General features: G+C 36.1%; 8 protein-coding genes and 1 other annotated feature (1 of these 9 only partly in view). Of the genes, 4 read left to right on the top strand and 4 right to left on the bottom strand.

All coding sequences use genetic code 11. The features are described from left to right. The 4 genes from TY13_RS21095 to asnB all read left to right on the top strand — a co-directional run. Positions 1-204, top strand: a 204-nt coding sequence (locus TY13_RS21095) for a hypothetical protein (protein WP_230199485.1), incomplete at its 5' end; no start/stop codon positions are given. 347 nt (positions 205-551) lie between these two features. Beyond that, positions 552-2018: an IMP dehydrogenase gene (gene guaB, locus TY13_RS19385; protein ID WP_042479349.1), complete on the top strand. Its 1467-nt coding sequence runs from the start codon at positions 552-554 to the stop codon at positions 2016-2018. A 148-nt stretch (positions 2019-2166) separates the two neighbouring features. Then, on the top strand, positions 2167-3471 hold the full coding sequence (locus TY13_RS19380) for a D-alanyl-D-alanine carboxypeptidase family protein (RefSeq protein WP_195891732.1): 1305 nt from the start codon (positions 2167-2169) through the stop codon (positions 3469-3471). A gap of 106 nt (positions 3472-3577) precedes the next feature. After that, on the top strand, positions 3578-5389 hold the full coding sequence (asnB, locus tag TY13_RS19375) for an asparagine synthase (glutamine-hydrolyzing) (RefSeq protein WP_042479344.1): 1812 nt from the start codon (positions 3578-3580) through the stop codon (positions 5387-5389). Here asnB and pdxR read toward each other — a convergent pair. The 4 genes from pdxR to TY13_RS19355 all read right to left on the bottom strand — a co-directional run bounded on the left by pdxR (position 5386) and on the right by TY13_RS19355 (position 9501). Beyond that, positions 5386-6780 (bottom strand): MocR-like pyridoxine biosynthesis transcription factor PdxR, encoded by a 1395-nt coding sequence (gene pdxR / locus TY13_RS19370; RefSeq protein WP_195891731.1) that lies wholly within the window; start codon positions 6778-6780, stop codon positions 5386-5388. The genes asnB and pdxR overlap by 4 nt on opposite strands. Positions 6781-6855: 75 nt before the next feature. Next, entirely contained in the window at positions 6856-7656 is an 801-nt protein-coding gene (locus tag TY13_RS19365) for a M15 family metallopeptidase (protein ID WP_052344395.1), read from the bottom strand. Between the two features lie 68 nt (positions 7657-7724). Further along, the gene (locus TY13_RS19360) at positions 7725-8816 is read right to left on the bottom strand and encodes a sensor histidine kinase (protein ID WP_042479340.1); all 1092 of its coding nucleotides are present in this window, start codon (positions 8814-8816) and stop codon (positions 7725-7727) included. Beyond that, the gene (locus TY13_RS19355; protein WP_042479338.1) at positions 8809-9501 is read right to left on the bottom strand and encodes a response regulator transcription factor; all 693 of its coding nucleotides are present in this window, start codon (positions 9499-9501) and stop codon (positions 8809-8811) included. Before TY13_RS19355 ends, TY13_RS19360 begins: the two co-directional genes overlap by 8 nt. Positions 9502-9602: 101 nt before the next feature. After that, positions 9603-9805: a binding site (T-box leader), on the top strand; it runs 15 nt beyond the window's last position.

The following is a 9805-nucleotide window of genomic DNA, read 5'->3' as shown; positions in this document are numbered from 1 at the left end:
ACAATCGCTATCACTTTCAAGTGTATCTCACATGAAGCAGTGCAGATAAGCAATTTTTTGTATGCACATAGAATTTTCTATGGCTTTCCTGATAGAAGTGCAAAAGTTACTGATAGAAACCTTAAAGTTACTGATAGGAATGCACAAATTCCTGATAGAACAACTCAAAAAGAGTTTATTAGGTCGCCCCCAAAAAACAGATAAGGGTTAGCCTTGACATAATTGGTTTTAAGATCCCTACTTACCGGCTTAAATCATAGTGAAAAATAGCTTTAATATAGGGGATTTCATCAAAATATTCCCCATAGAAATCAATATTTCACATATGCTTTAAAATGAAATTAATTCATCCCTTAGCTTCTCAAATAGTATAAAACCTACAAATTAGAAAATTTGAAACTACCATTATAAAAATTAACAAGCCTCTTTCTCTCCTATAAATTAAGCTAATCAATAGTCGGAATTATTTTTCTTTTCATTATATCTTGACATGGCAAGGGCACGTTGATAACCTTACAATAATATTCTTTTACCTAGGAGGAATTTTCGAAATGTGGGAAACAAAATTTGCTAAAGAAGGATTAACATTTGATGATGTACTATTAGTCCCAGCTCACTCTGAAGTATTACCAAAAGATGTGGATTTATCAGTGCAATTAACACCGAAAATCAAATTAAATATTCCTTTAATAAGCGCTGGTATGGATACAGTAACAGAAGCAAAAATGGCGATTGCTATGGCACGCCAAGGTGGAATTGGTATTATTCATAAAAACATGACGATTGATGAGCAAGCTGAAGAAGTAGAAAAAGTAAAACGCTCTGAAAATGGCGTTATTACAAATCCATTCTTCTTAACACCAGAGCACCAAGTTTTTGATGCTGAGCACTTAATGGGTAAATACCGCATTTCGGGCGTTCCAATTGTAAACAATATGGACGATCAAAAATTAGTAGGTATTATTACAAATCGTGATTTACGTTTTATTTCTGACTATGCTTTAAAAATTGACGATGTAATGACAAAGGAAGATTTAATTACAGCACCTGAAGGTACAACATTAGAAGATGCAGAGAAAATTTTACAACAGTACAAAATTGAAAAATTACCGATTGTCGATGAAAGCGGTAAGTTATCAGGTTTAATTACAATTAAAGATATTGAAAAAGTGATTGAATTCCCTAATGCTGCAAAAGATATTCATGGCCGTTTATTAGTAGGGGCTGCAGTAGGCGTTTCAAGCGACACAATGGCTCGCATTGCAAAGCTTGTAGAAGCACAAGTAGATATTATTGTTATCGATACAGCACATGGTCATTCACAAGGCGTTTTAAATACAATTAAATCAATTCGCGTTGCTTATCCGGATTTAGAAATCATCGCTGGGAACGTAGCTACTGGAGAAGGAACTCGTGCATTATTTGAAGCTGGTGCAGATGTAGTAAAAGTAGGTATTGGACCAGGTTCAATTTGTACTACACGTGTTGTCGCTGGTGTAGGGGTACCACAAATTACGGCTGTATATGATGCTGCTTCGATAGCACGTGAATACGGTAAAGCAATTATTGCTGACGGTGGTATTAAGTATTCTGGTGATATCGTAAAAGCATTAGCTGCTGGTGGACATGTAGTTATGTTAGGCTCGCTATTAGCAGGTACTTCGGAATCACCAGGAGAAACGGAAATTTTCCAAGGACGCCGCTTTAAAGTATATCGTGGTATGGGATCACTTGGTGCGATGGAAAAAGGTTCAAAAGACCGTTACTTCCAAGAGGATGCGAAGAAACTAGTACCTGAAGGAATTGAAGGGCGTCTTCCATACAAAGGACCACTTGCAGACACAATTCACCAATTAATCGGCGGTATTCGTGCAGGTATGGGCTACTGTGGATCAGCGAATTTACAAGCTTTACGTGAAGAAGCACAATTTGTTCGTATGACAGGTGCAGGTCTTCGTGAATCACACCCACATAACGTACAAATTACAAAAGAAGCACCAAACTATTCTTATCAATAAAAAAATGCAACTAATTCACTCTGTTAACGTCTATAATAATGTTAACAGAGTGTTTTTCTTTGTATAAATACCGCATTTATTGACGTTCTATGATAAAATGGCGAAGGAGAAACTATTTAGTGGAGGTAGCTTTGTGAAAAAGGCAAGTATGAAAATGATTAGTTTGCTAATGCTTCCAATCTTATTACTAAGCATGCTAGTAACAACACCGGTGGCAAAGGCAGAAAGTGATTTAGGTTTAACAGTAGACGCAGCAATTTTAATTGACGCAGATTCAGGGAAAATTTTATACGAACAAAATGCAGATACATCATTAGGTATTGCAAGTATGACAAAAATGATGACGGAATACTTATTGCTTGATGCAATTAACGCAGGGTCAGTTACTTGGGATCAGGAATATCGTGTAACAGACTATACGTACAAAATGTCTCAAAACCGTGCATTAAGTAACGTACCTTTACGTGCAGATGGTACTTATACAATTCGTGAATTGTATGAGGCAATGGCAATTTACTCAGCAAATGCGGCTACAGTTGCGATTGCTGAAACGATTGCAGGTACAGAAACTGAATTTTTAAAGTTAATGAATGCAAAGGCAGAAGAGCTTGGTCTTGAAGGGTATAAATTCGTTAACTCTACAGGTTTAAATAATGCTGATTTATTTGGCATGCATCCATCTGGTACAGGAGCAGAAGATGAAAATGTAATGACAGCAAAATCAACAGCCAAATTAGCATATCATTTACTTAAAGATCACCCAGAAGTTTTAGAAACATCTAAAATTGCTAAAAAGACGTTCCGTGAAGGGACAAGCGATGCGATTAAAATGGAAAACTGGAACTTCATGTTGCCAGAGCTTGTATATGCTTATGAAGGCGTAGACGGCTTAAAAACGGGTACTACGACTTTTGCGGGTCATTGCTTTACAGGAACAGCAGAACGCAATGGTACACGTCTTATTGCGGTTGTAATGAAGGCGGTTGATGCAAATGGTGTAGGCTCTTATAAAGCGCGTTTTGATGCGACAGCAAAGTTATTTGATTATGGCTTTGGTCAGTTCACAAAACAAGAATTATTACCTGCTAATTATACATTTGAAAAGCAAAAAACAGTGCGAGTAACAAAAGGGAAAGAAGAGAGTGTTGCGATTGCAACAAAGGAACCAATCTCTTTCATGATTAAAACGAGCGATAAAGATTTATATAAGCCAGTTCTAAGTTTATCTAATGAAGAATTAGAGGCGGCAGTTGAGCAAGGCAAAGTTGTTGGGAAAGCAACAGTAGAGCGCTCAGAAGGTACGGATTACGGTTTTATCGATGGCAAGCAACTATCAGTAGATGTTGTGACAACAGCGTCTGTAGAGCGTGCTAGTAGCATTTCGCTATTTTTCCAAGGCATCGGCAAATTTTTCAGTAATTTATGGGGAAGTGTCACAGGTTTATTTAGTTAATAATTGTAAGAGAGTTGTCCATTTTGGATAACTCTCTTTTTGTGTAGAAACCTGTTCTATTGAAATAAAGAGGAGCATATACATAATACGTGAAGGAGTGTGAAAAATGTGTGGAATTGCGGGTATCGTTAATTTTGATAAAATACTAAATGATACACAGCAAATACAACATATGACAGATGTTTTGGCACATCGTGGACCTGATGCACAAGCTATTTGGACGAATCAGCATGTACAGCTTGGGCATCGTCGATTAGCAGTGATTGATGTGGCAGGCGGTGCACAGCCAATGACAAAAATACATCAAACAAAACTATATACAATTGTTTATAATGGAGAGCTTTACAATACAGAAGAATTACGACAGACATTAACGGCACAAGGCTATACATTTACAACAACATCAGATACAGAAGTTTTGCTATGTGCATTTATAGAGTGGAAAGAGCATTGTGTAGAGCATATCAATGGAATTTTTGCTTTTGCTGTATGGGATGATAGCCAGCAGTCTATTTATTTATTCCGCGATCGTTTAGGTGTAAAACCTCTATTTTATATGCAAAGTGATGAAGGACTTTTATTTGGCTCTGAAATAAAAGCGTTGCTAGCACATCAGGCAGTTCGTCCAATTGTTACTTATGAAGGATTAACAGCCCTGTTAAGCATTGGCCCTTCTAGAAAGCCTGGTACAACAGTTTTTAAAAATATTTTTGAACTACCGCCAGCTTATGCGTTACAGTTCAATCAAAATAATCTGATGACTTGGTGCTATTGGGATGTAGAAAGCAAGGAGCATACAGATTCATTAGAGCAGACGATTGAGCATGTTCGAGAATTAACAACAGATGCAATTAAACGCCAATTAGTCAGCGATGTGCCACTTTGTACATTATTATCTGGTGGGCTTGATTCAAGTATTATAACTGCAATTGCTGCGAATACATTAAAAGAGCATGGCGAACAGTTGCATACTTATTCAATAGATTATGAGGATAATGAGCAGTTTTTTACACAAAATGATTTCCAAACAACGCGAGATGGTTACTGGATAAACATTATGAGCCAAAAATTTGATACAGTACACCATGAAATTATTATAGAGCAGGAGCAGCTTGTTGCATATTTAAGGCAGGCTTTGCATGGAAAAGACTACCCGAGCATGGTAGATATCGATAGCTCACTTGTATTATTTGGTCAGGAGATTAAAAAGAACTTCACTGTTGCACTATCTGGTGAATGCGCAGATGAATTGTTTGGTGGCTACCCTTGGTATTATAATGTCACACCATTATTTCCTTGGATTCGTTCAATAGATGAGCGAGCACAATTAATTCAAGAAAGCTTTCAGAAGAAATTGCCATTAAAAGAATACTTACAGCAAACTTATAATGATGAAATTAAGCAAATGCCTACATCAGATAAAAGGCAGCAGCTCTTTTATTTAAATCGCCAATACTTTATGCAAACTTTATTAGAACGCAAAGATCGTATGACAATGGCTGCAGGCTTAGAAGTTCGAGTACCTTTTGCAGACCATCGAATCGTTGAATATGCTTGGAATATTCCCTGGGAAATGAAGACAGTTGGTGGCTTAGAAAAAGGTATATTAAGAAAATCATTTGAGGGAATTTTACCTAAAGAAATAGTATATCGAAAAAAGAATCCTTATCCTAAAACTTACCATCCAAAATACACGAATGCTGTTCAAGAAATATTGCAGCAACGTCTAGAAAATAAAAATTCGATTTTACATGAGCTGTTCAATCATGAAAAAATAAATGAGTTAATTCAATCAGGCGGTTCATCATTCCAAGTACCTTGGTTTGGGCAATTGATGGCGGGCCCGCAATTGTTGGCGTTTTTAATTCAATTAGATATGTGGTTTGAGGAATATGAAATTGAGCTGGTGGAGCATTAGTGTTTACTAATGCCCCAAGCTGCCATTAATGCATCAACATAAGATTCAATTTTTTCGATTGGAATGCCGCCAAATCCTAATAAAAACGTTGGGAGTTTAAGTTGTATTGGTGCTAGTAAGTAATTGGAAATAGGTAAAATTGAAATATCATTTTCTAGAGCAATTTGTTGTAATTCATGTTCCTGTTTTTCATGTGGAACTTGTATTAATACATGCATCCCTGCAACATCTCCAGAGACTTTAATAGTTGGGTAATGCTTTGTTAGTATTGTTAGTAGTTTGTCGTGCTTTTTACGATAAATTTTACGCATGCGATTTAAATGCTTTGAAAAGTGCCCGTCCTTCATAAAATGGGCTAAAATATGCTGATCAAAGCGTGGAACAGTCGCAGAATAATAGCCGAATATCTCGTTGTAACGTGCTAATAATGTTGGTGGTAGCACGAAGTATGCAACTCGCAAAGAAGGCATTAATGATTTTGTAAATGTGCTTATATAAATAACTTTATCATTTTGATCTAGACTATGAAGTGCAGGTATTGGTTTTCCAATATAACGAAATTCACTATCATAATCATCTTCAATAATATATCGAGATACTTTTTGGGCAGCCCATTTCAACAATTGAGCTCGACGTGCAGCAGATAGAACAGCGCCTGTCGGGAATTGATGAGAGGGAGTAATATACACTAAATTAGCCTCTGTTTTTTCAAGCTGATCAATCTGCAATCCGTCCGAGTCGACATCGACAGGAATTACAACATGTTCAAATTGATTACGAGGAATAGCTGAATAGCCTGGATTTTCTAATGCAATATTGGCATCATCAAATAATCGTAAAATAAAGGGCATAAGTTGCTCTGTTCCTGAGCCGATAACAATTTGCTCAGCTGTGCAGTTGATGCCACGTGATTGATATAAATAGCTCGCGATTTGAGTGCGTAATTCACATTCTCCTTGCCGGTCGCCAATTTGTAGTAGCTCTTTTGAATGTGAGTCAATTAACTCTTTTGCATACTTTCTCCAAACAGTAAAAGGGAAGGAATCCTCATCAATTTTCCCTGGAGAAAAATCAATTTTATATGTGCGTTTTTTATAGTTTGATGCCGTACTACTAATCGGCTTTTCAATAAAGGGAAGTTCATCGATATCTTCAACAAAATAGCCTACGCGTGGTTTGGAGGCGATATAACCTTCCGCTAAAAGTTGTGCATAGGCTAATTCAATCGTCGTCTGACTAATATTTAAAAAATCACTAAGCTTTCTTTTAGAAGGCAATTTTTCACCAACAGCAATTTTTTGCTGAATAATTGCATCTTTAATGCCCTCGTACAATTGCTCATACAATGGAGTGTTCGTATCGCGGTTTAGTGAAAATAACAGCATATCCATTGTCACTCACCCCTTACAAAATAATCTAAGACACAGCATTCGCCGTACTTATTTCTAAAAATCTTGAAAACACGATCAAGCTTCAGTCGTAACAATGATACCACTTTGATTGTCACCAGATATAGTATATGTTTGATTTTCTGGAAGCAAATCTTCTGAGAATTGTTCGCTTGGATAGTATTCAATAATGTAATCTTGTCCATTAACAGATGTATGCACGGTTTGCTCGGTTTTTAAAAACTCAATGTATTCTTCAAGTGCTAAATCTTTTTCCTGCATCAATATGCTATGCGGAAGACCCACATAGCGAATATGCCAAGGCTCATATTTGATTTTCGTAATATGTGTTTTGTTTTTTGGATAACGCATAATGAAGCCATGCTGCCAAACATTTTCAGCAAGCCATTGCCCCTCAATTGTATCCTCCATTCGCCCTTGCGAAGAGCCAATATCTAAAGATAAACCTAAATTATGCTCACTATAACCAGCTGGAAGAGCACTTTTGCTACCATATTGATCGTATAATTTTTTTTGCTCTACAAAGCTTCGGAAGCCGCTACTAACTAAAAAAGTGGATATGCCATCATTATAAGCTTGTTCCATTAAGGCTTCAAAAGGCGCTTTAATGTGCTCAGAAATTAAAATATCTTTAGATAAAACGATATAGTAATTGCTGTAATTTGATTGATGGGCATTGACTATATCCTTTTGTATATACTCCTCTTTAACGGGGAAGTCGTGATTTACTAATAGTAAATCTCCTTTGTACACGAAAGGATGACCATTCGTAGTGTATTTTTCTTTAATGAATGGATTATTTGTAATAAGCCATCCTCCGATTATTAAAATAAGCAAAATAGAGATAATTTTTTTCATTTATTTTTCCTCCTCATTATTACTTTTCATAATAATGAGGAGAACTTAAATAATTCGCAGGGTATTTCTTAAATTTTTCTTAAATTAATAATAAAGCATGTCTCTTTTAGTGAGCTTGTAACTGAAATTGTTCCTTCATGCTGCTCAATAATATTTTTAGCGATAAATAAGCCTAAACCTGTACTGTTATGTTCTGAAGAGCGAGATTTATCGGCTGTATAAAACATATCAAATAAATGAGGTAAATCTTCTTCAGGAATGGTGCTACCATAATTAAAAATGCGAATTTCAATAGTATCGCCTACTGTTTTTGCAGTAATATCGATATATTGCCCGTCTGCGCCATAGCGACAAGCGTTCGTCATTAAATTTTCAAAAACACGGGCTAAAAGTTCACCATCTGCATGAACAAATAAATTGTCTTCAATCGTGGTACGAGTAGTAAGATTAGCTTGTTCAATAATCGGATACATTTCCTCTGAAAGCTGTAATAAAAGGTGTCCAACATCAAAGGTCGTTTGCTTTAACGGGAGCATCCCGTAGTTTAGTCTGGTCACTTCGAATAATGTATCGATTAGCCCTTCTAGCCGTCCAGTTTTTGTATAAGCAATCGTTAAAAAATGCCTTTTTTGTTCCTCTGATAAGCTTTCATCATGTAAAATTAAATGTAAATAACCGAGTACAGATGTGAGAGGGGTTCGTAAATCATGAGCTAAATTAACAACCAACTCATTTTTACTAGTTTCAGAAAAGTCACCTCGTTCAATCGCTTCTTGTAGCATTTTTGCAGCAACATTTACATGCTCAGCAAGCCCACCGAATTCACTGCGACTTTCGATATGAATTTTCTGCGAAAAATCACCGTTTGCTAGATGACGAATGCCTGTGGAAATTGTATTAAAGTAGCCAGTATATTTTTTGGTTAGTAACATAAACATAACAAATGACAAGGGAACAAATACAATTAGAAAGGCATTAGTATCACCAAAAGCTCGCATAGTTTGGCGCCAAGCAGCTAAGCGAGTGTCAGCATTAACATTTTGCTGATAGTACCAGCGTAGGATGGAGAAAAGAGTGCCTGTAATCGCGCCCGAAAGTGACATACTAACAACGAATAGAAATGCCATCTGAACACGGAAATTATGAAATTGCTTAATCATTAAACGTATAACCTACTCCCCAAACAGTTTTAATAAACTGGTTTTTTTTATCCTCTTTTAATTTTTTACGTAAAGTACGTATATGCACCATCACAGTATTAGCAGCTTCAAAATAAGCTTCTTTCCACACTTCTTCAAAAATATTTTCAGTACTAAATACCTTTTTAGGGTGGCTAGCGAGTAAATATAAGATATCAAATTCCTTGCGCGTTAAATCAAGCACTTCATCATAGAGTTTTACCTCACGTTGCTCTGGTAAAATGACTAATCCGCCGTATTGCAATATAGGTGTTGTAGTGGAAACTGGTGTGTTTAATGTTTTAAATCGTCTAAGCTGTGCATTAACACGAGCAGCTAATTCAATTGGAGTAAAAGGCTTTGTTATATAATCATCAGCACCTATAGCAAGTCCATGCACTTTATCAAAATCAGAAGTTTTGGCACTAACAAAAATGATTGGCATATTAAAATTTTTGCGAATTTGTGCTGTTAATTCATAGCCATTCATATTTGGCATCATAATGTCTAATATTATGAGATCAATTGCTTGATTTTGTAATATGGCAAGTACCTTTGTGCTGTCATAGCATGTAATCACATCATAGAATTCCTTTTCTAAATGTAAGGATATTAAATCTGCAATTTCCTTTTCATCATCGACAACGATAATTTTTGTCTTTTGCATAAGCAAATCACCTCAACGTCATTATACGTAAAAATAATCATCATTGCTTGTTACGAGTTGCCAAAAAAAATAAGCTATAGTACAATGAATGCAAATTATAAGATAATGCGATGATAGGAAATAGTAACAAGCTCGTTTTTTGAAGAGAGTTAGCGGTCGGTGCAAGCTAATAAAAACACTTGTGAATCCATCCTTGAGTTGTCTTGCTGAAAATAATAGTAGGCAAAGACCGGTGACTAAAGCCGTTATGAACGAAGTGGAATAAACATTGCCTGTTTATTCAATTAGGGTGGCAACGCGGGTA

The organism is Bacillus ndiopicus (assembly GCF_000612805.1).
Lineage (GTDB): Bacteria > Bacillota > Bacilli > Bacillales_A > Planococcaceae > Metasolibacillus > Metasolibacillus ndiopicus.
This window is presented reverse-complemented; position numbering and strand designations above follow the sequence as displayed.

Excerpts from the sequence above, each read along its gene's own strand:
- TY13_RS19360 (WP_042479340.1), bottom strand. The coding sequence starts at position 8,816 with ATGATTAAGCAATTTCATAATTTCCGTGTTCAGATGGCATTTCTATTC.
- TY13_RS19365 (WP_052344395.1), bottom strand. The coding sequence starts at position 7,656 with ATGAAAAAAATTATCTCTATTTTGCTTATTTTAATAATCGGAGGATGG.
- TY13_RS19380 (WP_195891732.1), top strand. The coding sequence starts at position 2,167 with ATGAAAATGATTAGTTTGCTAATGCTTCCAATCTTATTACTAAGCATG.
- pdxR (WP_195891731.1), bottom strand. The coding sequence starts at position 6,780 with ATGGATATGCTGTTATTTTCACTAAACCGCGATACGAACACTCCATTG.
- asnB (WP_042479344.1), top strand. The coding sequence starts at position 3,578 with ATGTGTGGAATTGCGGGTATCGTTAATTTTGATAAAATACTAAATGAT.
- TY13_RS19355 (WP_042479338.1), bottom strand. The coding sequence starts at position 9,501 with ATGCAAAAGACAAAAATTATCGTTGTCGATGATGAAAAGGAAATTGCA.
- guaB (WP_042479349.1), top strand. The coding sequence starts at position 552 with ATGTGGGAAACAAAATTTGCTAAAGAAGGATTAACATTTGATGATGTA.